The sequence below is a fragment of the Pseudomonas sp. TE12508 genome (assembly GCF_056279485.1).
In genome coordinates, this window is the sequence record NZ_JBWCCN010000007.1 from 57936 (window position 1) to 81139 (window position 23204).

Sequence of the window (23204 nt, forward strand, 5' to 3'; positions counted from 1 at the left end):
CGCGAGCGCCCATTAGGGCGCTCGTTCAACTGTCAGACATTTCCTTCCTGATCCACTTTTCGAGATCTGCAGTGTCAGACCGCAACCTCGCGTTGGGAGAGACCCACAAAACCAGCTTGGCCTCGCCTTGAACGAAGCCAAAAGGTGCTACCAGTGCGCCACTCTCAAGCTCCGCCTCAACCAGCATGCGGGGTACGCAGGCAAATCCCAGTCCCACCTTGGCCGCCTGTATCAACAGATAAAAGTGTTCAAAGAACTCCATCTCCAGTAAGTCACTGGCATCTAGCTGTAGCGATGAGTACCAGTCTTTCCAGGCCTGAGGCCGGGTTTTGGTGGTCAATAGTCGCTCTTTACTGAGGTCGCTCGCATCTCGAACACCTGACGTAGCGAGGTAATCAGGTGAACAAATAGCTCCCACCCATTCATTGGTAAGCGCTATAGGCTCGATACCTGGAGGGGGTTCAATGCTATCCAATCTTATCGCGACACTAACTCCCTCCTGAGCGAAGTCAATTGGGCCGTGCCCCGTTCTTAGACCCAATTCCATGGTGGGAAAACTACTGTGAAGTTTTGCCAGCCGAGGCAGCAGCCAGTGCATCATGATCGACGCAGAACAAGAAAGCTCCAGGGGGCGTGGGCGAACCTCGTCAATGCTTTCCTGGATTAGAGAGAACGCCCTGCTTAGCCCAGCTGCAAGTCTGGCCCCCTCAGGTGTAAGTCTGGTGCCATGGGCATTCCGAGTGAGAAGAACGACGCCTAACGAGTCCTCCAAGCTTCGGATGTGTCGACTGATAGCACCATGAGTCACGCATAGCGCGTCTGCCGCATCACTGAAAGTTCCTTTGCGCGCGATCATCTCAAACGCCCTCAGGGCATTGAGCGAAGGCCTAGCGGGCGATGACATCTCCAGTACCTCTCCGAAGGCGAGGCGCTCTCGTTGGCCTCAGCGGTTATTGTGAGTTTTACTCACGCTCGCTGGAAATCATATCGATTGGATCGGCGTGGGGTCAATGTATATTGGTTTGAAACTGCTTAGGACATAGCCGAGCAGATTCACAATAACAACTAAAGTCGAGGCAACCATCATGGTCGATCATAAGGCCGGGCGAGAGGAATTTTTTGCCCGTTTTTTTGTGGAGAGCAGCTACCCAATTGAGCGGGTGAGTGAGGTGATCGCAGGTGAGCAGTCGAGCGGCACCTTCATTTCTCTTCCAGGTGAATCGGCAGAGCTCAAAGAGCGCTCCCGCGCGCGTGTTGTATCCATCGATCCCCTTCCAGAAACTACAGGTGCATCGCTTTATAGCGAATTTTTGTCCAGGCATAACCCTTCTGATAAGTGTTACCGTGGAGAAGTTACCATCGCTTTTCCAACGGCCAACATCGGGAATAACATACCCGCCTTGTTGACTACCATTGCCGGTAATCTATTTGAAATCGGCGAAGTAAGCGGTCTCAGAGTTCTCGACTTGGAACTCCCTGAGCGATTTGCAGCTGGGTTCCAAGGGCCACGATTTGGTATAGAGGGCACGAGGGCGTTATGTGGTGTGCATGACCGTCCCATTATCGGCACTATCATCAAACCTAGCATTGGGTTAACCCCAGAGCAAACTGCATCTGTGGCCGATGAACTCTGCGCAGGTGGCATCGATTTCCTCAAAGACGATGAGTTGCTCATCGATCCTACTTATGCCTCGTTTGACGCACGCTTGAAGGCTGTGATGCCGATCCTTCATAAGCATGCCGACCGGCTGGGTCGCATGCCAATGTACGCGATCAACATCTCAGGCAGCATCGACGAAATGTTACGCCGGCAAGATGCTGTGTTGGAGGCGGGCGGCACATGCGTGATGCTTTGCCTGAACTGGGTCGGTCATTCTGCGGTCGAGCACATCCGCAAGCATGCACAGCTCCCGATCCATGGTCATCGTGCCGGCTGGGGTGCATTAACCCGCTACCCTCAACTTGGCTTATCGTTTGAGGTCTATCAGAAGATTTGGCGACTGGCCGGAATTGATCATCTCCATGTCAATGGGATTCAAAGCAAATTCTGGGAGCCGGACGATTCTGTCATTTCATCTGCTAAAAGCTGCCTGGCGCCGTTCGCTGGCATGCAACCCTTGATGCCGGTGTTTTCCTCCGGTCAATGGGCAGCACAGGCGCCAGTGCTGTTCAACAAGCTGAAGTCAGTCGATCTCATGCACCTCGCTGGTGGCGGCATCATCGGCCATCCGTTGGGTATTGAGGCAGGTGTGCAAAGCATGCGTGAAGGCTGGGAGGCCGCCGTCCAAAACGTACCGTTGGAGCACTATGCAGAGGGTAAGCCTGCTTTATCCGCCGCCTTGCAAAAATTCGGAGGCGCGTAACTCATGGGCTCCTACCAAGCATCCAATCTTTCCCTGGTATTTTATGGAGATGATTTCACTGGTTCGACCGATGCGTTGGAGGTTCTCACGGCAGCTGGGCTCAAGTGCGCATTGTTCTTGACTCCACCTACCCCGGAACTGCTGGCCGAAATGGGTGGATTCGATGCTATCGGAATCGCCGGAGACAGCCGTGCGTTGTCCAACTCGGAGATGGATGATGTGCTGCCTGAGATTTTCCAGGCGATCAAGCGTCTGTCTCCATCGCTCGTTCACTACAAGGTCTGCTCCACATTCGACAGCGCGTCGACTGTAGGCAGCATCGGTCATGTTATTGAGCTGGCTGCACGTACCTTCGGGACAAAAGGCATCCCGATCATCGCGGGCAATCCGGCACTGGGTCGTTACTGTGTCTTCGGTAACCTGTACGCGCTGTCTAAAACTGATCATACGGTTCATAGGATCGACCGCCATCCGATTATGCGTGCTCACCCGATCACGCCGATGCATGAGGCCGACCTGAGTATCCATATCGGTCAACAAAAAAACTTGTCGATCAGCAAGATCGATATTCGTCAGATGGAGCAAAACTCCGACCTCCCCAACTTGGTGCGAGAACTGGCTGGCCAGCACGATGCCGTATTGTTTGATGGCACAACTGAAGCGCACATGACGACTGCTGGCCGAGTGCTAACTGAGCTGTCATCGAGCGATGCGCCTTTGTTTGTGGTCGGCTCTTCGGGTGTCGAATACGGGCTGACACAGCACTGGCGTTCAGCCGGCCTGATGGAGACGCGCGAAGCGAAGGTGGAGCCATTGAAGTCGGTGGAGCAGGTGCTGGTTATTTCTGGTAGCGCCTCACCCTTGAGCCAAGCGCAGATCGACGCCGCGATTGATTATGGATTCGTCGAACTTGAAGTTGATGCTGCTGCGTTGATTGTTGACGCTCGCCGAAGTGCAGCGGTACGTGACGTAGTCACTGCTGCAGTATCGCACCTTGAAAAAGGGCGATCAGTGTTGATCCATACGGCCAAGGGCCCGAATGATCCGCGAATTGAGCAGATGATTAAGGCAATGCTTCTCGAAGGCTTGCTTCGTGATGAAGCGAGAGTTCAAGGCGGCAAAAAACTCGCTGTAGAGCTCGGGCGCGTTGTGCTTGAGATTCTTAAAGCATTTCCGTTGAAGAGACTGGTTGTATCAGGAGGAGATACCTCTAGCCAGGTTACTAAGATCCTTGCCCCTGATGCTCTGGTCATCAAGTCTGACATTTCGCCTGGAGCTCCGTTGTGTCAGATGCGTTCTCAAAAGCCGTATCTCGCAGAGTTGGAGGTTGCCCTGAAGGGCGGTCAGATGGGAGATCGAGATTACTTCATTAAAACTTTGAGAGGCTCTTAGTAATTTATCTGAATGCTCACACCAACAAGAAAATACTTGCATATTTACAATAACAAAAGGTGAAATCATGCAAACCACTATATCGAGTCCTGTCGAACAAGATCTTGAATATTTGGACGATGGCGAGAAAAAGTCCATGAAGAGCGTAGTTGCCGGAAGTCTCTTCGGGACAGCGCTGGAAACTTACGATCTGTATCTCTATGGGACTGCCGCCGCACTGATCTTCGGCCCGCTGTTTTTCCCCGGTAGCGATGAGGCTGTTTCTCGTCTTGCATCGCTTGCGTCTTTTGCCATTTCATTTGTGGCTCGTCCACTAGGGTCGCTAGTACTAGGACATTTCGGAGATCGTATTGGCCGCAAGAAACTACTCTATCTCACCCTTATTATCATGGGGTTGAGCACTGTTGGTATCGGCCTTCTGCCAACTTATGCGAGTATCGGTATCTGGGCGCCAATCATGCTATGCGTACTGCGCTTCATCCAAGGCTTTGCCTTTGCTGGTGAGTATAGCGGGGCAGTATTAATGCTTTTGGAGCACGCACCTAAGCGGAGACGAGGGTTTTATGCTGCTATCAACAACATCGGCCCAGTGTTTGGTTTCATCGCCTCCGCAGGCATGCTGCTGATTGTTAGCGCGTTGTTGTCCAAAGAAGACTTCTACTCTTGGGGATGGCGCATTCCATTCGTCGCAAGTATCGTCTTATTGGCTGTCGGGGTCTTCGTGCGTTCGAAAGTGCCCGAATCGCCCGTGTTCGAGAAAACCGCTAAGAAGCGAGCAGTAACCTCGGAACCATCGCAGTCGCCTGCCATGCGGTTGTTCACCCGATATCCAAAGCAATTGCTGTTGGTTGCAGGTGCGAACATCTGCCATTTCTCCACCTTCTACCTCTTCACAGTTTTCGCACTCAGCTACGGTCAACGGGAGCTTGGATTGTCCAATGCTTTCGTGTTGTCGGTCGCGATGGTTGCTATTTGTACCCACCTGGTGGTGGTGCCATTTGCCGGTGCCATGGCTGATCGAATCGGTCGACGCACGATGATGCTCATCGGTTTTGCCGTGACCGCCCTCGCTGCGTTTCCATTCTGGCACCTATTCTCCACCGGCGAGTTTTGGCCGATGGTCGCAGGCTCCTGCCTATTCATGACTGGCTATGGCTTGGTCTACGGCGCTGTGCCGTCCTTCACTGGCGAGGCGTTTGGGCCAAGCGCCCGGTTCACCGGCTTTGCAATGTCCACCAACCTCGGTGGAATCATTGGCGGCGGCACTGCGCCAATCCTAGGAGCATTCCTGCTTAGCCACTATGGTACGCCCTACGCTATTTCCGTACTCACCATAGCGCTTGCAGCGTTCTCTGCACTTTGCGTTTTCCTGTCCGCTGAAACCAGGGACGTGGATATCGTGGACGAATGACAAGCATGTGTACGGCATGCCCGGCTGCGGCGTGTCGTACGTCCTCTGAAGTGTATTGAGCGGCTGTGCTGTTCCATCTCCAGCAAATAGCTCTCGAACTTTATTTATAAAGGGACGCTGAGAATTTGCCTCAGCCCCACTGGAAGGAACTTCGTATGACCATCCGCAGAACCAAGATCGTTGCAACCCTCGGGCCGGCTAGTAGTTCCCCACAAGTGATTGAACAGTTGATACTCGCAGGTCTGGATGTTGCGCGATTGAACTTCTCTCACGGTACTCCCGCCGAGCATATCGCGCGGGCCCGTATGATTCGTGAAATCGCTGCACAGCATGGTAGGCACGTTGCTTTGCTAGGCGATTTGCAAGGGCCAAAAATCCGCATCGCCAAGTTCACCAACAAGTGTGTTGAGTTAAAGGTCGGAGATAAGTTTTCATTTTCTATCACTCACCCACTGACCGAGGGTAATGAAACGGTTGTGGGCATCGACTATCCAGACCTGGTGCAGGATTGCGGGGTAGGTGACGAACTGCTGCTCGATGACGGCCGAGTGGTAATGCGGGTTGAATCCACAACTGCTGATGCCCTGCACTGCGCGGTGACAGTGGGTGGGCCTCTATCGGATAACAAAGGTATCAATCGCAAAGGTGGGGGGCTGACGGCTCCGGCTTTGACTGAGAAAGACAAGGCGGATATCAAGCTGGCTGCAGAGATGGATCTGGATTATCTAGCAGTGTCCTTTCCAAGAGACGCGAGTGATATGGATTACGCCCGCAAGCTGCGTGACGAATCGGGCGGTAGTGCCTGGTTGGTTGCAAAAATTGAGCGCGCCGAGGCTGTTGCTGACGACGAGACGCTTGATGGTCTGATTGCAGCGAGCGACGCAGTGATGGTCGCCAGGGGGGATCTAGGCGTCGAAATCGGTGATGCCGAGCTGATCGGCATCCAGAAAAAGATCATTCTTCACGCTCGTCGCAATAACAAAGCGGTAATCGTTGCGACGCAGATGATGGAGTCGATGATATCCAGCCCGATGCCAACGCGTGCCGAAGTATCTGACGTAGCGAACGCGGTGCTGGACAACACCGACGCGGTGATGCTGTCCGCTGAGAGCGTGGCCGGCGCTTATCCGATCGAAGCCGTACGTGCCATGGCGCGAATTTGCTGTGGCGCCGAAAAGCATCCAACCAATCTGAAGTCCGGCCACCGCCTGCATACCAGTTTTGATCGCTGCGATGAGAGCATCGCCCTTGCCGCGCTGTACACCGCTAATCACTTTCCAGGCGTTAAGGCGATCATCTCTCTGACAGAAAGTGGCTACACGCCATTGATCATGTCCCGCCTACGCTCGCATGTGCCGATCTATGCCATGTCGCCGCATCGGGCTACACAGGCCCGCACATCTATGTTTCGTGGCGTTTACCCGATAGCGTTCGATCCACTTTCGCTCCCCCTGGAAAGCGTGAGCGAGGCAGCAATCAATCAGCTGCTCCGGCGTGGTCTTGTTGCTCCCGGCGACTGGGTGATTCTCACGAAGGGCGACAGTTACAGCGTCGCGGGCGGCACCAATGGTCTGAAGATTCTTCAGATTCCTACTTCCGTGAGCTATTCGAGCGCCCCCTAACATCTCTCCTCAAAACAGTATCTCCATAAACGATCTAGGCGCTTTGGATCAATGGCGGGTTGTTTCTGACACTTCCTATGATGGCTACGAAGAGATCCCGCGGGACGTCATGCAAGGTTACGGCACCATGGCCGCAGAAATCATTGAGGCGTCGACTGGATGGCATGGCAGCGGGTGTGCATTCACCCATGTTTTTCTGCAAGGCGGGGTCGGCGGACTGGCAGCGGGGATTGCCAGTTATTTCTGGGAGCAGTATGGCGAGCAGCGACCTGTGCTGATTGTCGTGGAGCCTGAGCAAGCCGATTGCTTGTATCAAAGTGCGCTCAACGGTAAAGCCGCGAAGACAACGGGCTCGGTAGACTCGGTGATGGCCGGGTTGGCCTGTGGTGAAACCTCGCCACTGGCGTGGAAGTTTCTTCGTTCCAGCGTCGATTTTTTCATGACTGTCCAGGATCAGGATGCCGTGGACGCCATGCGTAAGCTCGCTACCGGTAGCCCACAAGATATCCCGGTGGTCGCTGGAGAATCCGCCGTTGCCGGGCTGGCCGGGCTTACGCAGATCATGTCGACGCCAGGCCTCGCCTCAAAAACCGGTATCAATCGGCAATCGAAAGTCCTGTTGATCAGCACCGAAGGGGCGACCGCACCCAATGTGTACGCTGAGCTGGTCGGTGAGACAGCGACATCGGTTTTAGCCCGTCAAAAAGAATGGTTGGCGGCCGTTTGACCGGATAACCGGACGGCCCGCTCGCAGTCTGTCTCGACCTCTTTCGGCCACGGATCAGGCCCTCTTTGCTCTCTCTTTTTTTTGCCTCACTACTTGGCACTTACGTTCTTTCTGAAATCTCTTGGTGCATTTTTTTGAGCATTAATAGTGCGTTCGATATTTATCGAGACACCGGGTGAGATGCTTTGTATTACAAGGACAATAAAAATAATGAGTAGAAATTTCCCGCTTATAGGGCAAAAAACGCCCTGGAGTGGCTAATCGCACCATTTTTGCCCGCTCCAGAGTTGTGCAAGTTACAAGTGGGAAAAACGTTTCAGCGATCGCATCTGTTTCTGTCTCAAAAATGCAATGAAATGTCTCTCTGGTGTCTTTACGGAGGGGTTTTTCGTTTTTTATCAGCAGTAACAATACTTGGGCACAGCCCTTGCAAAAGTACTTTCCAACCACCGCAAGTGTGGTTTTCAACGAAAAAAGATAATGGGGAACGTTATAAATGGGGCGCCAGAAATCAAACCGCAGAGGCCGAATCTCTGGCGTCGGGACGCGTCAAGAGATTGCCGGAGTCATGAGGAAATTATTTCCGAATGTGACAGGAAGTTAACGACGCACACTGAGGTGCTCAACAGAAACAGTACTCACTAAAACAACGTAAGGCCTTATTTTATTGAAATAGCAAAGTGATAAGAAAATGCCGTCTGTATCGCGGCAAGGAGTAGGGTATGTCCCGAGCTTTTTTTAACGAAATGTATGATGCGAGTGGTGGCTGCCGCCCACATTACCAGGAGTTCGCGCGTTGGTTGGCGGACACACCTCTGGAGTTGCTGGATCAACGTCGTCGCGAAGCCGACCTGTTGTTCCACCGAGCCGGCATCACCTTCACTTTATACGGGGACGAGCAGGGCACCGAGCGGTTGATTCCGTTCGACATCATTCCACGCAGCATCACAGCCCGCGAATGGCAAACGGTGGAGCGTGGCTGTATTCAACGGGTCCAGGCATTGAACATGTTCCTGGCCGACATCTACCACGGGCAACGCATTCTCAAGGAGGGCATTATTCCGGCCGAACAGGTGTTGGCCAACGAGGGTTATCAGGTCGCCATGCAGGGCCTGAATCTGCACCGCGGCATCTATGCCCACATCTCCGGGGTCGATCTGGTCCGCGACGGGGATGGCAGTTACTACGTACTGGAAGACAACTTGCGCACCCCCAGCGGTGTGAGCTACATGCTCGAAGACCGCAAGATGATGATGCGCTTGTTCCCCGAACTCTTCGCCGCCCAGCGTGTGGCACCCATCGATCACTACCCCAATCTGCTGCTGGACACCCTCAAGAGCTCCAGCCCCCTGGACAACCCGACGGCCGTGGTATTGACCCCGGGTCGCTTCAACAGCGCTTACTTCGAACACGCATTCCTGGCCCGTGAAATGGGCGTGGAACTGGTCGAAGGCGCCGACCTGTTTGTCCGCGACGATCATGTCTACATGCGCACCACCGCCGGCCCGAAACAGGTGGATGTGATCTATCGCCGCCTCGACGATGCCTTCCTCGATCCGCTGTCCTTCAATCCAGACTCCATGCTGGGTGTCCCGGGACTGGTGGCGGCCTATCGCTCGGGGAACGTGGTCCTGGCCAACGCCATCGGCACCGGTGTGGCCGACGACAAGTCGATCTACCCCTATGTCGACGACATGATCCGCTTCTACCTCAGCGAGGAACCGATCCTCAAGAACGTGCCGACTTGGCAATGTCGCAAACCCGAAGAGCTGTCCCACGTGCTGGCCCATCTTCCCGAGTTGGTGGTCAAGGAAACCCAGGGGTCCGGCGGCTACGGCATGCTGGTTGGGCCCGCGGCCACGGCGGCGGAAATCGAGGACTTCCGCGCGCGCCTCAAGGCACGCCCCGAAGCCTATATCGCCCAACCCACCCTGTGCCTGTCGACGTGCCCGACCTTTGTCGAAAACGGCATCGCTCCACGCCACATTGATCTGCGCCCGTTTGTATTGTCGGGCAGCGAAACCCGTCTGGTGCCCGGTGGCCTGACCCGCGTCGCATTGCGCGAAGGTTCGCTGGTGGTGAACTCGTCTCAGGGCGGCGGCACCAAAGACACTTGGGTAGTGGAGGACTAAGACATGCTTTCAAGAACCGCTTCGGACCTCTACTGGATGTCCCGTTACCTGGAGCGCGCCGAAAACCTGGCGCGCATGCTCGAAGTCAGTTACTCGCTGTCGCTGATGCCCCACGCCGGGCGCACCGATGGCCGCGCCGAGCTGGCGATGTCGCTATTGGCCGCCGGCACGCTGGACGACTACAACGAACGCTACGGCGAACTCAACACCGAGCGCATGCTGCACTTCTTCGCGCTGGATGAAACCAACCCCGGCAGTATCTATTGCTGCCTGCAGGCCGCTCGGGCCAATGCTCACGCAGTGCGTGGACGCATCACCGCCGACATGTGGGAGAACATCAACGCCACCTGGCTGGAGATGCGCAATATCGCCAGCAATGGCCTGGGTCGCTACGGCATCAGCCATTTCTGCGAGTGGGTCAAGGAGCGCTCGCATCTGTTCCGTGGGGCGACCTCGGGCACCATCATGCGCAACGATGCCTACTGCTTTATCCGCCTGGGCACTTTCCTTGAACGGGCCGATAACACCCTGCGCCTGCTGGATGCGCGCTACGAAATGTTCGGCGAAGAGTCGGAGGAGGTGAGTGACAACTCTGCGCGAGGCTACTACCAATGGAGCGCCTTGCTGCGCGCCTTGTCGTCCTTCGAGGCGTTCAACGAGATCTACCGCAATGCGCCCGGCGCCGAGCAGGTTTCAGAGATGCTGCTGTTGCGTGGCGATGTGCCGCGTTCGCTGCACGCTTGTATCGAGGAACTGGACCAGATCCTCGCCAGCCTGCCGGGCAACAACGGCCGACCAGCCCAGCGCCTGGCAGCAGAACTGAATGCGCGGCTGCGTTATACCGGGATCGACGAGATTCTCGGCTTCGGTCTGCACCTGTGGCTGACTGATTTCATCTCCCAGGTTCGCCATCTTGGTCAGACCGTGCACGAGTCCTATCTGGAGGTCGTATGAAACTGTCCATACGCCACGACACCACCTACAGCTACGCCGATGAAGTCTGCACCAGTATCCAGTTCCTGCGGCTGACACCGCAGAACAGCGATCGCCAGCGCATCCTCGAATGGCACCTGGAATTGCCGCGCCTGGTCCGCAGCCAGTTCGATCCTTACGGCAACATCCTGCATGTGTTGACGATGGACGAGCCCCACGGAGCTCTGGTGCTGACGGCTTATGGTCAGGTGGAAATCGATCCGGACCGTGAGTTTGAACGCGACAGCCAATCGCCTTTGCCATTTTTGCGCACCAGTCACCTGACAAAACTGGACGATGCCCTGAATGCCTTTACCGTGCAGCACTGCGGTACGCGGCGTGATCGGACGGCGCTGATCGACCTGATGAATGGCCTGGCCGACCACATGGTCTACAACCCGGGTGCGACCACGGTCGATACCACCGCAGCCGAGGCGTTTGCAGGCGGAGGAGGGGTGTGCCAGGACCACACCCACGCTTTCCTGGCCTGCGCCCGCAGCCTGGGAATTCCCGCACGTTATGTCTCTGGCTACCTGTGTACCGAAGATGAAAATCACTTGGCCAGTCATGCCTGGGCCGAAGCGTGGCTCGACGATGGCTGGTACAGCTTCGACGTGACGAATCGGTTGGCCCGGCCCGAACGCCATCTGAAACTGGCGGTGGGTCTGGACTACCTGGACGCCTGTCCGGTACGCGGTATGCGTCGTGGCGGCGGGGCTGAGTCGATGCTGGCTCGGGTACAGGTAACGTCCCTGTTTCAGGTTCAACACCAATAACCCCGAGTCAGTCGCAGCAACTGGCCATACCGTCGTGGAGACGGTATGGCCTCTCATCTCTAATTCACGAGTTAACACGAATGACTTATTGCGTCGCTATGCACCTGGCCGACGGGCTGGTGTTCATCTCCGATTCAAGGACCAATGCCGGTATCGACCAGATTTCAACCTTCCGTAAGTTGTTTATTTTCAGCACGCCAGGAGAGCGGCTGATCGTGCTGCAAACCGCGGGCAACCTGGCCACGTCGCAATCGGTGGTCAACCTGCTTAAGCAACGTGCGAGCGGGTCGGGTACCCATCTGTTGAATGTCCGCACGCTCTATGACGCCACCGTGCTGGTGGCCGAAACCGTTCGCGAAGTCGTCGCCCGGGATCGTACCAGGTTGTCGGGCAAGACCGACTTGAGTTGTTCCTTTCTGGTCGGTGGGCAAATCGCGGACGGGCCCATGGACGTGTACAGCATTTACCCGCAAGGCAACTTCATTCAAGCGACGGAGGACACGCCGTTCCTGCAATTGGGTGAAAGCAAATACGGCAGGCCGATCCTGGATCGCAACCTGAAGTTTCGCACCTCACTCGACGAAGGCCTGCGCTGCGGGCTGATCTCGTTCGACTCGACCATGCACAGCAACCTGTCGGTAGGCATGCCGCTGGACCTGCTGGTGTACCGCAAAGACAGTTTTACCCGCGCGAAAAGTTACCGCATCACAGCCGACGACCCTTACTTCAATCGTATCCGTGCGCAGTGGGCTGTCGGACTGCAAGACATGCTCGCTGCTCTGCCGGAGCCTCCCGACGTGTACATGATGCCTGCATGACGTAGTCGGCTGATAACAAAAATAACGATTCACCTCTTGTTCAAGCACCGCCCCGATTCAAGGGCGGTTTGCTTGCTGCCCGGTTCAGCGCACTTGAGCGGATAAAAGTCGTTCAGTGCATGGATCAACCTATTGCGAATGAATCGCTGCCATTGAGGCAATTGGAACTGGGTTAAACCCATGGAGGTGTTTTATGAAGAGCAAATTACCGGCTGCGGCATGGATTCTGATCGCCATGACCCTGGGGATCCTTATCGGTTACATGGTGTTCATCAACTTTCCGGACAAGGAGTCGGCGACCAAAGTAGCGGGGTACATCTCCATTGTCTCGGATGTCTTTTTGCGTCTGATCAAAATGCTGATCGGGCCGCTGGTGTTCTCGACGCTGGTGGTCGGTATCGCGCATATGGGCGATGCCGCGTCGGTCGGGCGCGTATTTGCCAAGGCTCTGGGTTGGTTCGTGACGGCTTCGTTGGTGTCTCTGGTGCTGGGACTGGTCATGGCCAATCTGCTACAACCTGGCCACAACCTCGGCCTTCCACTGCCCGATATCGGTGCCCACACTAACCTTGCGACGTCAGCCTTCACCCTGAAGGATTTCGTCGTCCACCTGGTACCCAAATCCTTCGCCGAGGCGATGGCCAACAACGAAATCCTGCAGATCGTGGTGTTCTCCATGTTCTTCGGCGTCGCGCTGGCGGCGCTGGGCAAAAAGGCCGAGCGCCTGGTGGGTCTGATCGAAGAGTTGTCCCACGCGATGCTGAAAATCACCGGTTACGTGATGAAGTTGGCACCCATCGCAGTGATGGCCGCCATGGCCGCGACCGTGTCGGTGAACGGGTTGGCAATCCTGTTGAAATTCGCCGTCTTCATGGGCGATTTTTACCTGGGGCTGTTCTTGCTGTGGGGGCTGCTGGTGCTGGCTGGCCTGCTGTTTCTCGGACCGCGGGTGTTCAAGCTCGTGGTGTTGATCAAGGAAGCCTTCCTGCTGTCTTTTGCCACGGCGAGCTCCGAATCGGCGTATCCGAAAATTCTCGAGGCCCTCGATCGCTTTGGTGTAAAGCGCAAGATCTCCAGTTTTGTCATGCCGATGGGGTACTCGTTCAACCTCGACGGCTCGATGATGTATTGCACGTTCGCAGTGCTGTTTATCGCCCAGGCTTACGGCATCGAGTTGTCCATCGGTACCCAGATCACCATGTTGCTGATTCTGATGCTGACCTCCAAGGGCATGGCCGGTGTACCGCGGGCGTCCCTGGTGGTGATTGCCGCGACGCTGAACCAGTTCAATATTCCCGAGGCAGGGCTGTTACTGATTCTGGGGGTCGATACGTTCCTCGATATGGGGCGCTCGGCAACCAATGCGGTGGGCAACTCCATTGCCACTGCCGTGGTCGCCAAATGGGAAGGCGAACTGATGAGCGAAGAAGAGGCCCAGGCTCACGCCAGAACGCTGGATCTTGAGGACGCGGTGGTATCGGCGGTCCCGGTAAAGGCCTGAAACGCGGGCGTGCAGCCTAATAGAATAATGCCCCTGCGTTTCTGATCTGCTTTTGGTGCCAGCCCCGCGGGACATCAGCTCATTGCGCGGGGCTATCGGTCATTGCCATCCGGTTGATTGAAAGGACACCAACAAACACTACTATGACCTACGCTTATTCCCAGACGCATGTTCAACCAACAGGGGCTCCCCCCCTGATCGAAAACAACAAGAACAGCTATCCGGAGACGACTCATGTTTGCATTGGCCCGTCGATTCAGCAGCAACCTCGCCGTTTTAGTTACCGCCGCCGCGCTCGCCTCACCGGTTTTTGCGCTGGATACCGTCAAGTTCATGGCCCCAGGTTCAGTCGGTGGTGGTTATGACCAGACTGCACGCGTCCTGGGCAAAGCCATGGTCGAGGCGAAAACGGCAAAGTCCACAACCTTCGAGAACAAGGGTGGCGCTGGTGGGACCCTGGGGTTGGCGCAATTTGCCAATGGCACCAAGGGCGACGCCAATGCCCTGATTGTGGTCGGCGCGATCATGGTCGCGGCCATCGAGCAGAACAAACCGCAAATCACCTTGAAAGATGTGACACCGATCGCCCGGCTGTTTACCGAATACAACGTGATTGCCGTGCGTGACGACTCGCCATACAAAACCCTGGCCGACTTGCTCAAAGACTTCAAAGCCAACCCGTCCAGTATCAAATGGGGCGGTGGCTCCAAGGGGTCGATCGACCACATTGGCATCGCCGAACTGGCGAGCAAAATGGACGTCCCTGTCAACAAAGTGAACTACGTCGCCTTCGCCGGTGGCGGCGAAGTCGTCGCTGCGGTGCTGGGTGGACATATCACGGTGATCACCGGCGGCTACGCCGAGCTTGCCAAATACGTCCAGTCCAAACAGTTCCGCTTACTCGCGATCGGCGCGCCCAACCGCGTTGAAGGCATCGATGCGCCGACGCTCAAAGAAAGTGGCTATGACGTGACAATCGGCAATTGGCGGGGCGTTTACGGCGCCGCGGGCCTGACGCCTGAACAGCGCAAAGAACTGACCGAAGCCGTCCTGACCGCCACCAAAAGCACTGTCTGGCAAGAAAACGTAAAAACCAATGCATGGTCACCCAGCATTTTGACCGGGGATGACTTCGGCAAATTCGTCGAAGAAGAGCATGGGCGCCTGCGCGCGATGCTGGTCAAGGTCGGGCTGCTTTGAGATGGCCGGGCGCTGGAGAGTCATGCCGACCCAACTGGCGATTGGTTTAGGTGTCGTCGCCATCAGCGCGGTATTGGCGTTCGGCGCCTCGCGGTTTCCTCCCGAGATGGGCTTCGTCATCATGGCGGCCTATGTCTACCCCTATGCCGTCGCGATGTTTCTCGGCGTCGTCGGTCTGTTGATGTGCTATCAGGCGCTCACCGGTGGTTTTCGCAACCTTGGCGACGACCACGAAACCACCCAGGCTCAGCCCGGCGGCAAGGCCGGGGCGACTTGGGTCACGGCGGGGCTTGTGGGCGTTGCCTTGCTCATTACCTACATCGGCTTCGTATTGGCCGCCTCATTGCTGTTTGCCTGTTCGGCACGGGGCTTTGGCAGTCGCAGCCCGGTGCGGGACCTGGCCATAGGCATCGCCCTGACGCTGCCGATTTACTGGCTTTTCACCGCCGGGCTAGGGGTTTCCCTTCCGCCCCTGGTCAACGCCTGGATCTGATCCGGGCCGAAGGAGGTCGACAAGGTGGACATTCTCGCTAGTCTGGCAAGCGGCTTCGGGGCCGCGCTGGCACCGATCAATCTGATGTGGGGCTTTATCGGCTGCCTGCTGGGCACCGCGATCGGTGTTTTGCCGGGGATCGGACCGGCGCTGACAGTCGCCTTACTGCTGCCGATCACCGCCAAGGTCGATCCTACCGGCGCGCTGATCATGTTCGCCGGCATCTATTACGGTGCTCAGTTTGGCGGCTCTACTACCTCGATTCTGCTCAACACCCCGGGGGAGTCGTCTTCCATGGTCACGGCCCTGGAAGGCAACCTCATGGCCCGTAACGGACGGGCCGGGCCGGCGCTGGCGACGGCCGCTATCGGTTCATTCGTGGCCGGCACCATCGCGACGATTTTGTTGACGTTGTTCGCTCCACTCGTGGCCACGCTGGCACTGAAATTCGGGCCGGCGGAGTATTTCGCGATACTGGTGCTGGCCTTCACCACGGTGTCGGCGGTGCTCGGTGCGTCGATGCTGCGCGGCTTTGCCTCATTGGGCATCGGGCTGACCATCGGCTTGATCGGCCTGGACTCGACCTCAGGCATTGCCCGCTACACCATGGAGGTGCCCGAGCTGGTCGATGGCATCGAAGTGGTGCTGGTGGCGGTCGGCTTGTTTGCCGTCGGTGAGGCCTTGTACAGCGTGCTCTACCAAAAGGAAGAGACGGGCAGCCGACATCGCCTGACCTCGTTGTGGATGACCCGCGCCGACTGGAAACGCTCGATCCCCGCGTGGCTGCGGGGCACCCTGATCGGTTTTCCCTTCGGGTCGATTCCGGCCGGTGGCGCGGAAATTCCGACGTTCCTGTCTTATTCGACCGAACGCAAACTCAGCAAATACCCGAAAGAGTTCGCGGCCAGCAAAGGCGAGGGCGCCATCGAAGGTGTCGCCGGCCCCGAGGCGGCCAACAACGCGAGCGCCACCGGTTCTCTGGTGCCATTGCTGACGCTGGGCATCCCGACCTCCGCCACGGCGGCGATTCTGTTGGCTGCGTTCCAGAACTACAACCTGCAACCGGGGCCGCTGCTGTTCCAGACCTCGGGTGAGTTGGTCTGGACGCTGGTGGCTTCGCTGTATATAGGCAACGCCATCCTGCTGGTGCTGAACCTGCCGTTGGTGGGCCTGTGGGTCAAACTCTTGCAGATTCCACGGCCGTACCTGAACGCCGGCATTCTGGTATTCGCCACCATCGGCGTATACGGCATGCGCCACTCGACGTTCGACCTGTTTCTGATGCTGGGCATCGGCTGGGCAGGGGTGTTGATGCGCCGTTTCGATTTCCCCGTCGCCCCGGTGATCGTCGGCATGCTGCTGGGCCCGATGGCGGAAAAACAACTGCGCAACGCCTTGTCTATCAGCCAGGGCGACTGGATGGTATTTGTGACGCAACCCATCGCGGCCTCGCTTCTGGTGCTCACGCTGTTGGTGTTGCTGGTTCCGTACGTGCTGCATAAACGCGGCATCAAATTGCATGAGGATGATTGAGGGCTTCGCGAGCCGGTTTGATGATGCTTTGCCCTAGGAGCATGGCTCAAGAATCCCCACGTAGATCGTTCCCATGCTCCGCGTGGGAATGCCTCAACGGACGCTCCGCGTTCGGCTCCGGAAGGGACGCGGAGCGTCCCGGGCTGCATTCCCACGCAGAGCGTGGGAACGATCATCGACATCCTCAATTTCAGAAGCGGAACGCTTGTCGTCCTACCAGTAGCCATTTGCCTTTCTGTTTCTGCCAGATCTGGAAGTTCTCGATTTCCGTGGGAACGATCTCTTCACCCTTGATGGCTTGGGCCGAAAAATGATGCCGGACCAACGCCACATCACCCGACAGCGTGATGGTCTGGCCCTGCATTTCGAGTGTCTTGAAAGCGCTTTTTCCGGTTTCGATGTCGGCGATGAACGCTTTCTTGTCCTGGATTTTCCCGCTGGAATGGCCATAGGTGAGGTTTTCAGCGGTGAGCGCATTCAGTTGGGGAATGTTCTTGGTCAGCATGGCTTGAGTCAGATGGTCTACCGCTACGGCGACATCCTTCTCGCCCGATGAAGGGGCCGCCAATACATAGCTGCTGAAGAGGCACAAGAAGCCGATAAGCAATTTCGTTTTTTTCATGGGTATTTTTCCTTGTTGTTATAGGGATGACAGAAGAGAGGTACGCATCTCGTCTGTCATCGTACAACATAGCAGATTTTTATTGCGAGATGCATCCACTCAGTCAATGAAACGCAATCCTGTGGGAGCGGGCTTGCTCGCGAAGACGGCAGCACATTCAACATTGATGTCGCCTAACACATCGCTTTCGCGAGCTAGCCCGCTCCCACAGGTTCTGCGGTGCATTTTTTATCACTTCATCATCTGCTTGGAACTCCCCGCCAGACACCCTCGTCATCTGCAATGAAGCACCACCGCGGGCACACCGCGGCCACTTCCTGACGTGTTCATTACGAAGGCGAGGGATGACATGACTATTCCAGACAGCAGAACCGGACAACCGGATACCCCTCGGGATCCCCCAGGCTCCGAACAAAATTTTCAGCATTTAAAAGAGGAGGTTACCGAAGCGATAGGCGGTGCGCGGCATCAGGCCGATGAGCAGTTCGGCCAATACCGCGATACCGCAGCGGATCAGATTGAAGCATTGGCCAGAGGCGCCCAGTCAGTCGTTTCCGAGATCAGGACGAACGATACGTTCGGGATGTCCGACTACCTGGCGAACATGGCCGACAGCATGAGCAGCCTGGCGGGAAAACTGCGCAGCAAAAGTGCCGAAGAACTTTTGCACGATGGCGCTGACCTGGCGCGGGACAATCCGGGGTTATTCATTGTCGGCAGCATCGCGGTGGGGTTCGGTCTGTCGCGGTTCCTGAAAGCGGGCGCGGCGACTCTGCCGACAACCACCGACCGTGAGTTCGCCGCGCAGAGCAGCACACCCACCTTCACTGGCGATGGCTCGCAAGGACTTTATGAAACGTCGATGCCGCCCGGAGGCGAGCTGTCGCCCGGGTTGGCCTCTAGCATCACGCCGTCCTCGCCGAGCGCGCCCGACCATCGTGGCGACAGTTCCTCAATGCCAGGGTCCAGCCCCTTCTCAGGAGAACGGTGATGAACAGAAACGATCCAGAACTGCAACCCACACCACCCGTCACACCGTCTGTCACGACGGTTGATCATGACGCTTCCGTGGTCGGTTTATTGCGGCAGTTAACTCGGGAAGTACCGGCGTTATTCACCAAGGAACTGGCGTTGGCCAAGGTGGAATTGCAGGCCAGCCTGACGACGTTGAAAGCAGGGATTGCCGGTGTCGCCGGCGGCGCCATTGTGCTGCTCGCCGGGTTCATCATTGTCCTGATGGCGGTCGTCTATGCCTTGAGCCTGGTGATGGCGCCCTGGCTGGCAGCACTGATTGTCGGCGTCGTGGTGATGGTCATCGGGTTCGTGATGCTGCAGGCAGGCAAAAAACAATTCGAGCCTTCCCACTTCAAGCCTGATCGCACCCTGGGCGCGCTGAATAAAGACCAGGAAGCCCTGCGGAGGAAAGTGTCATGAAGCGAGAATTCGAAACCGAAGCGGCCAAGAGCCCGGAAACCATCGAGCGTGAAATCGATGCGCAACGGGAAAACATCGGGCATATCGTCGACGCGCTGGAAAGCAAGTTTACCCCTGGCCAGATGTTCGATCAGGCACTGCTGCTGATGCAAAGCAACGGCTCGACCTTCCTGACCAACCTGGGCACCAGTGTGCGCAACAACCCCGTGCCCGCGGTGCTGACCTCGGTCGGGTTGATGTGGTTGATGATGAGCCAGAATCGCCCGCCAACGCCGCGGGAATATCGCGTCGAGCCGGATGTCGACTGGGCCGATGACTTGGCCGAAGGGCTCGCCGATGGCATGGACAACGCCCGACAGCGTCTGCACAACACCACTGATTCGCTCAAGGACAGCTATCAGGCAGTCAAGGGTAAGGCCGCGCACCTGAGCGATAGCCTGCATGCGAAGACCGATCACCTCAGTCACGCCGTCCATGACACCAGTGATCGCCTGGCGCGCAGGACTCATGAAATGGGCGACCAGTTCAGTCACCTGCTCAAGGAGCAACCACTGATGATGGCTGCGGTCGGTATAGTGGTGGGAGCGTTGCTGGGCGCAGCGCTACCGACCACCGCGACGGAGCGTCGCTATCTGGGCAGGACCAGCGCAAGCCTCACCGACAAGGTCAAACAGCAAGCACGGGAGGGCTATGAGGCGGTGCGCGAAAAGGTGATGGAGCCCCACGCGTCAATCACGGGAGAAACGGGCGAGATGCGCAAGACCGCGTCCGAAACCCCGGCCGATCTGTCACGTGGCTTAGGGACTTCTTGACAGGTATCAGGGCAAGGCGGGAGGTCTGATACACAGACGTCCCGTCGAGCCCGGTTTATCGGTATCGGAACCATCTGGAGCATGCGTCAGCCGCCACTGATTTTCCAGTGTTTGACGTTATCGGCAAACACCATCTGATGCATTTCGTGGGCGATTCCGTAGGCCAGGGATTCATGCGCCGCAATGACCTTCTCTTCCGCTGAAAGGCAATGAAAAATGTCCAGTTTGGTATCCGCGCTGGCGGTTTCCAGGGCAAAGATTTGCACATAACGAGCGAGGTCGTTATCCAGGCTCAAGAGGTATTCGCGCAGGCGTTGATGGTCGACCGAGCTTTGGGGGAAGTACCAATTCATTGGGTGAATCAGAAACCGCGAATGGGGCGCGGTGATCCGTCGGCCGGCGGCCAGGTACATGATGATGCCCATCGACTCGATGTTGCCGGCATTGATCGCGCACAGCGGCACCGGCAGGGATTTGAGGAAGGTGTAGAGGGCGAAGCCGAAGTTGGTGCTGCCGCCGCTGGTGGAAAGATTAAGCAGTAAGGAGGAGGCGCCCTGGTCGATGGCGTCGAGGCAGCAGTCCCTGAAGCGTTCCATCGTGCCCTGATCAATCTGGCAATGAAAGTGGACGATGTGCTCTGTCATCGACGTACCTCCACACAGGATAAATTAGAGAGCTGACAGTTCAGCGTAACTGCTTGAATGATGCCAGACCTCGACGCGCTTTTCTTTCATCAATTTATATAAGCGGACCCCACTTTTATACTCGTTTTACTCACACCCATTAGTCGCCGCATCAGGAGTTTTCTGGAACTAATCATCCCGATCCGCTTGTCGCAAGAACGACAGATCAGTTCAAACTTTCAATGACAGAAAACCTCGGAATTAGACGAGCCCACGAAGGTTCGCGAGAAACAATGAGGAGAACGAAAATGGCTAACACCGGTGACAAAAAACCTGGCAATTTTGCCAACGACCCTGATAAAGCCTCCGAAGCAGGCAAAAAAGGCCGGGAGTCGGGCGGCGGTATGATGAACGATCCGCAACGCACCCCCGACGCCGGCAAAAAAGGTGGACAGGCCTCAGGGGGCCGTCAATCCAGCGATACCAATCGTTCCGGCAGCGGACAGGGAGGAGGACGCCCAGACAACTTTGTCGAAGACAGAGAGAAAGCATCTGACGCAGGCAAAAAAGGAGGAGGGCAAAATCCCGGCGGCGGGCGTAAACCCTGATGCCGAGTGAAATACATCAAGCCCCGCTTATGGCGGGGCTTGGTTTTATCCAGGTCAGAATCCTGTCGCCGCCAAGTTTCCTGAAACCATCAGGAGTGATCTGGCCGCAACTATCGGTTCAAGTAATAGTGACAATCAAGAAACGCAAATTCTGGTTTGTTGGGCAAAGGTGGAAAATCGCCCCCATCGAAGACGCTGCTCAATGAACCAGACTTTTTATTTTCAGGACTTCACCGATGCGCCCTTTATTTGTTCCTGTCATGACTCTCGCCTCCTTGCTGCTGGCCGGTTGCGCCTCCGCGCCGAACGACCCGACGCTGACCTTCCAGACGAAAAAAACGCCTGCCGAGTACGCCGACTGCGTGATACCGAAGCTGCAGGGCAGCACACTGAACCCGACGGTCTCGCAAACCCAGCGCAGCTACCGGATCGTGGTGCCGAGCAAAGTCGCGGCAGACAACGTTCTCGAAGCCTACAAGGCACCGAATGGCGGCAAGGTGTTTTTGTATGAGCGCCACTTGCTGGCATCGAACTTCATGCCTTCGAGTTTCGAACGTGCCGCGCAGGAATGCCTGTAACCGGTAACCGCTTTTAAAAGTGCTCCTTTGGTTGGCCGCAACCAACCAATATTTTGTCCCGTGCCGCATTCGGTCACGGGACTTTTTTTTGCGTGCTGGTTTTTGCGTGCAGGTTTTTGCATGCAGGTTTGGTGTGCAATGGATCATTCTTTGAGAAGTGACCCAGCCGCGTGGCTGGCCTGGTTCCTGCTCCTGAAATGTGAGAATTGGTAGGCGATGGCCAACCAAATGAACCATGCAGGCATCACACACAGTGCAAGACGGGTGTCTGGCCGAAGAGCAAGCAGGCACAACACAAATGCGAGAAATGCGAGGGAGAACCAGGCCATCGGCACGCCTCCAGGCATTTTGTACCGGGATTGCGCATGCAGGTCGGGCCTTGCTTTGCGATAAGCAATGTAAGACGCCAGGATGGTCGACCAGGTAAAGATCACCAGGATGGCCGACACCGTCGACACGATGGTAAAGGCGGTCATGACTTCAGGGATGATGAACAGCAGCAGCACCCCCAGCAACATCAGAAAGGTCGTGAAGGCCAGGCTGATGAGCGGAACGCTGTTTTTCGACAGCCGTCTGAAAATACCGGGTGCGTTACCCAGGTCGGCCAGGCCGAACAACATGCGGCTGGACGAGAACACGCCGCTGTTGGCGGAAGATGCCGCAGAGGTCAGCACCACAAAGTTGACAATGCCGGCCGCCGCTGGAAAACCCGCGATCAGGAACAGTTCGACAAAGGGACTTTTGTTGGGCGATACCTGCTGCCATGAGGTCACCGCGATGATGCAGACCAGGGACAGAACATAAAAAAGGATGATCCTGAGCGGTATGGAATTGATGGCTTTGGGCAACGTCTTTTCGGGCGACCTGGTTTCGGCGGCCGCGGTGCCAATTAACTCCGTGCCCGCGAACGAAAAGATCGCCATCTGAAAGCCGGCGAAGAAGCCGAACAGGCCGTTGGGGAAGGCGGCTTGCTTGTCCAGCAGGTGCGTCAGGGAAGCCGTGACTCCCGTGGGTGAGACAAAGGAGCTGGCAATCAGCAGCACACTGACGGAGATCAGCGCGACGACTGCGATTATCTTGATGATCGCGAACCAGAATTCAACCTCGCCGAACAGTTTGACGGTGAGCACATTCAAGGCGAACAGGGTCAGCATCATGCCGATGGCGGGGATCCAGGCCGGTACATCAGGGAACCAGTATTGAAAGAACCCCCCGACGACCACTGCATCTCCCACAACGGCCACGCTCCAGCTCAACCAGTATGACCAACCGAGAAAGAAGGCCGCACGAGGGCCGAGGTAGGCCCCGGCAAAGTCAGCAAAGCTTTTGAAGTTCAGGTTAGATAAAAGCAGCTCTCCCATGGCACGCATGACGAAGTAAACAAAAAGACCGATGATCATATAGATAAGTATGATCGAGGTACCGGACAGGGCGATGATCTTGCCGGAGCCCATGAACAGCCCCGTACCAATGGCGCCGCCCATGGCCATTAGTTGAATGTGACGATTGCTGAGCGTGCGCTGTAATGCGGGTTGTTCAGCTATTTCATGCATATCTGAGTTCATCACAAAACCTCTTGATTTTATG

The 23204-nt window shown here is 56.5% G+C and carries 21 protein-coding genes and 1 pseudogene; 18 read left to right on the plus strand and 4 right to left on the minus strand.

The features are described 5' to 3' along the window. Nucleotides 1–25: 25 nt before the first annotated feature. Nucleotides 26–904: a LysR substrate-binding domain-containing protein gene (locus ACZ9IM_RS11215; protein ID WP_476223914.1), complete on the minus strand. Its 879-nt coding sequence runs from the start codon at nt 902–904 to the stop codon at nt 26–28. 181 nt (nt 905–1085) lie between these two features. Here ACZ9IM_RS11215 and ACZ9IM_RS11220 point away from each other — a divergent pair, with 181 nt between their 5' ends. From ACZ9IM_RS11220 to ACZ9IM_RS11280, 13 genes and pseudogenes are all read left to right on the plus strand, one after another. Further along, on the plus strand, nt 1086–2363 hold the full coding sequence (locus ACZ9IM_RS11220) for a ribulose-bisphosphate carboxylase large subunit family protein (RefSeq protein WP_476223915.1): 1278 nt from the start codon (nt 1086–1088) through the stop codon (nt 2361–2363). Nucleotides 2364–2366: 3 nt separating this feature from the next. Next, entirely contained in the window at nt 2367–3755 is a 1389-nt protein-coding gene (locus ACZ9IM_RS11225) for a four-carbon acid sugar kinase family protein (RefSeq protein ID WP_476223916.1), read from the plus strand. Between the two features lie 67 nt (nt 3756–3822). Next, nucleotides 3823–5166, plus strand: a complete 1344-nt coding sequence (locus tag ACZ9IM_RS11230; protein WP_427623888.1) for an MFS transporter — start codon at nt 3823–3825, stop codon at nt 5164–5166. Between the two features lie 155 nt (nt 5167–5321). Continuing rightward, the gene (gene pyk / locus ACZ9IM_RS11235; RefSeq protein ID WP_476223918.1) at nt 5322–6788 is read left to right on the plus strand and encodes a pyruvate kinase; all 1467 of its coding nucleotides are present in this window, start codon (nt 5322–5324) and stop codon (nt 6786–6788) included. A gap of 34 nt (nt 6789–6822) precedes the next feature. Next, nucleotides 6823–7515, plus strand: a pseudogene (locus ACZ9IM_RS11240) (diaminopropionate ammonia-lyase); the annotation flags it as partial. A 722-nt stretch (nt 7516–8237) separates the two neighbouring features. Then, nucleotides 8238–9647, plus strand: coding sequence for a circularly permuted type 2 ATP-grasp protein (locus ACZ9IM_RS11245; RefSeq protein WP_007902297.1), 1410 nt, complete (start codon nt 8238–8240; stop codon nt 9645–9647). A 3-nt stretch (nt 9648–9650) separates the two neighbouring features. Then, a complete protein-coding gene (locus ACZ9IM_RS11250; RefSeq protein WP_007902296.1) occupies nt 9651–10601 on the plus strand; it encodes an alpha-E domain-containing protein in 951 nt (316 codons plus the stop codon). Then, complete coding sequence (locus ACZ9IM_RS11255; protein ID WP_008013249.1) at nt 10598–11395, plus strand: transglutaminase family protein; 798 nt, start codon at nt 10598–10600, stop codon at nt 11393–11395. Before ACZ9IM_RS11250 ends, ACZ9IM_RS11255 begins: the two co-directional genes overlap by 4 nt. 80 nt (nt 11396–11475) lie before the next feature. Then, on the plus strand, nt 11476–12213 hold the full coding sequence (locus tag ACZ9IM_RS11260) for a proteasome-type protease (protein ID WP_476223919.1): 738 nt from the start codon (nt 11476–11478) through the stop codon (nt 12211–12213). Nucleotides 12214–12406: 193 nt separating this feature from the next. Further along, nucleotides 12407–13714, plus strand: a complete 1308-nt coding sequence (locus ACZ9IM_RS11265; protein WP_008013247.1) for a dicarboxylate/amino acid:cation symporter — start codon at nt 12407–12409, stop codon at nt 13712–13714. A 234-nt stretch (nt 13715–13948) separates the two neighbouring features. Beyond that, nucleotides 13949–14914, plus strand: a complete 966-nt coding sequence (locus tag ACZ9IM_RS11270) for a tripartite tricarboxylate transporter substrate binding protein (protein ID WP_476223920.1) — start codon at nt 13949–13951, stop codon at nt 14912–14914. A gap of 1 nt (nt 14915) precedes the next feature. Next, nucleotides 14916–15407, plus strand: coding sequence for a tripartite tricarboxylate transporter TctB family protein (locus ACZ9IM_RS11275; protein WP_476223921.1), 492 nt, complete (start codon nt 14916–14918; stop codon nt 15405–15407). Nucleotides 15408–15431: 24 nt separating this feature from the next. Further along, nucleotides 15432–16940, plus strand: coding sequence for a tripartite tricarboxylate transporter permease (locus ACZ9IM_RS11280; protein ID WP_427623899.1), 1509 nt, complete (start codon nt 15432–15434; stop codon nt 16938–16940). A gap of 190 nt (nt 16941–17130) precedes the next feature. Here the strand turns inward: ACZ9IM_RS11280 and ACZ9IM_RS11285 are convergent, their stop codons facing one another. Next, nucleotides 17131–17562, minus strand: a complete 432-nt coding sequence (locus ACZ9IM_RS11285) for a nuclear transport factor 2 family protein (protein WP_427623901.1) — start codon at nt 17560–17562, stop codon at nt 17131–17133. Nucleotides 17563–17911: 349 nt separating this feature from the next. Here ACZ9IM_RS11285 and ACZ9IM_RS11290 point away from each other — a divergent pair, with 349 nt between their 5' ends. Genes ACZ9IM_RS11290 through ACZ9IM_RS11300 form a run of 3 tightly spaced genes read left to right on the plus strand, consistent with a single transcriptional unit; the run spans nt 17912 to nt 19808 of the window. Further along, nucleotides 17912–18553, plus strand: coding sequence for a hypothetical protein (locus tag ACZ9IM_RS11290; RefSeq protein WP_427623902.1), 642 nt, complete (start codon nt 17912–17914; stop codon nt 18551–18553). After that, nucleotides 18553–18996, plus strand: a complete 444-nt coding sequence (locus ACZ9IM_RS11295; protein WP_008072202.1) for a phage holin family protein — start codon at nt 18553–18555, stop codon at nt 18994–18996. The genes ACZ9IM_RS11290 and ACZ9IM_RS11295 overlap by 1 nt, the downstream gene beginning before the upstream one ends. Next, on the plus strand, nt 18993–19808 hold the full coding sequence (locus ACZ9IM_RS11300) for a DUF3618 domain-containing protein (protein WP_476223922.1): 816 nt from the start codon (nt 18993–18995) through the stop codon (nt 19806–19808). The genes ACZ9IM_RS11295 and ACZ9IM_RS11300 overlap by 4 nt, the downstream gene beginning before the upstream one ends. 86 nt (nt 19809–19894) lie before the next feature. On the opposite strand, the gene ACZ9IM_RS11305 is transcribed toward ACZ9IM_RS11300, so the two are convergent. Further along, nucleotides 19895–20452, minus strand: coding sequence for an ATP-dependent Clp protease proteolytic subunit (locus tag ACZ9IM_RS11305; protein ID WP_427623904.1), 558 nt, complete (start codon nt 20450–20452; stop codon nt 19895–19897). 287 nt (nt 20453–20739) lie between these two features. Here ACZ9IM_RS11305 and ACZ9IM_RS11310 point away from each other — a divergent pair, with 287 nt between their 5' ends. Both ACZ9IM_RS11310 and ACZ9IM_RS11315 read left to right on the plus strand, forming a co-directional pair. After that, on the plus strand, nt 20740–21039 hold the full coding sequence (locus tag ACZ9IM_RS11310) for a con-10 family general stress protein (protein WP_476223923.1): 300 nt from the start codon (nt 20740–20742) through the stop codon (nt 21037–21039). Between the two features lie 236 nt (nt 21040–21275). Beyond that, nucleotides 21276–21617 (plus strand): hypothetical protein, encoded by a 342-nt coding sequence (locus tag ACZ9IM_RS11315; RefSeq protein ID WP_476223924.1) that lies wholly within the window; start codon nt 21276–21278, stop codon nt 21615–21617. A gap of 143 nt (nt 21618–21760) precedes the next feature. Here ACZ9IM_RS11315 and ACZ9IM_RS11320 read toward each other — a convergent pair whose 3' ends face one another. Then, complete coding sequence (locus ACZ9IM_RS11320; protein ID WP_476223925.1) at nt 21761–23182, minus strand: amino acid permease; 1422 nt, start codon at nt 23180–23182, stop codon at nt 21761–21763. Between the last annotated feature and the right edge of the window lie 22 nt (nt 23183–23204).